This is a genomic window from Pseudomonas sp. JH-2 (genome assembly GCF_036231725.1).
Classification (GTDB): domain Bacteria; phylum Pseudomonadota; class Gammaproteobacteria; order Pseudomonadales; family Pseudomonadaceae; genus Pseudomonas; species Pseudomonas delhiensis.
Map to the genome: position 1 here is coordinate 1 of NZ_JAZAQP010000110.1, position 1,288 is coordinate 1,288.

The window sequence follows — 1,288 nt, forward strand, 5'->3', positions numbered from 1 at the left end:
TGTTCTGCCGGGACACATAGGTAACGCTTGTCGGGACACATGGGTAACGGTTTTCCCATGGTCATTCCGGCTGCCTGAGGTCAACCTGCCGGACCGTTTTGTTGATGAAGATGATATCGAGTACGCCATCCTCCTTGGCAGGGCGGATGGCAACTCGCTCACCAGCCAGGCCTTCGCTGACGAATATCATTCGGCCATTGAGGCGAATCTGGCCCTTGGTATGTACCGTCAGCACCCGCTCCCCGGGCTCGTACTCCACTTCCAGCAACTTTTCCGGGTATGGCCTGGGGCTGCTCTGATAACGCGTCAAGGGCGGCTTCTGGCCCAGCGCCTGATGTGGACGTTGCTGATTGTACTGTTCAAGCCAGCGGTCCATACCCGCCTGGCATTGCTCCAGGGTGCGGAAGTGCGCGTTGTGCAGCAACTCTCGCTTGAGCGTCTGATGGAAGCGTTCGAGCTTGCCTTGGGTCTGCGGATGGTGAGGACGACTGTGCCCGACCTTGATGCCCAAGCGCATCAACCAGACTTCCAGCGCCGAGATGCCGCCGCGACGTGTTGAGCCCCAGGGTGGGCCGTTATCGCTGGTCAGACGCAGGGGTAGACCATAGCGCCGGAATACCCTGATCAGTTGTTGGCGGACCGTTTCACGCCGCTCGTCAGCACAGGCCGCCAGGCACAGGGCAAAGCGCGAGTGGTCATCGAGCAGAGTCAATGGATGGCAATGCTGGCGCTGGCCGAACAGCGCAAAGTGCCCCTTGAAGTCCATTTGCCAGAGGTCGTTTGGCGCCTCGTGCTCAAAGCGCGATGTCGCGGCAGGGCCGGAGTCGGCCCCATAACGCAACTGCCGGCCATGTCGACGCAGAATCGCATCGATAGTGCTGTGATGTGGACGCACAGACTCATCGCCCGCCATCAGGCTGTGCAGTTTGCGGCTGCCCCAGGCGGGATAGGCCTCGTGCAAGGCCAGGACGGCCTGCTCCAGGTCCTCGCTGCTGCTGTGAGGGCAACTCAAGGGACGCCGAGACTTATCCAGCAACCCCGGCTCACCTTGCTCGCGATAGCGGCCAATCCACTTGTAGGCGGTCTTTGGGCTGATCTCGAAGCGCCGGCACAGCTCACGCACGTTGGCATCAGGCTGCTCTGCCAGGAGAACGAACTCATATCGACTGGACACAGGTGTGCACTCCTTCCACGGCATCGCTCGATCTCCCGATACGGCAATTCCGTGATCCTAAATGCGTTACCTATGTCTCCCGACACCTGTTACCCATGTCTCCCGGCAGAACAC

1 protein-coding gene is annotated in these 1,288 nt (G+C 60.5%); it reads right to left on the reverse strand.

Features of this window, described 5'->3' with window-relative positions:
• Nucleotides 1–61: 61 nt before the first annotated feature.
• Nucleotides 62–1,198: an IS481 family transposase gene (locus VV867_RS30920; protein WP_425343529.1), complete on the reverse strand. Its 1,137-nt coding sequence runs from the start codon at nucleotides 1,196–1,198 to the stop codon at nucleotides 62–64.
• Nucleotides 1,199–1,288: the final 90 nt, after the last annotated feature.

Bases quoted from the DNA above. Each gene is read 5' to 3' on its own strand.
- VV867_RS30920 (WP_425343529.1), bottom strand. From the start codon at position 1,198: ATGCCGTGGAAGGAGTGCACACCTGTGTCCAGTCGATATGAGTTCGTT.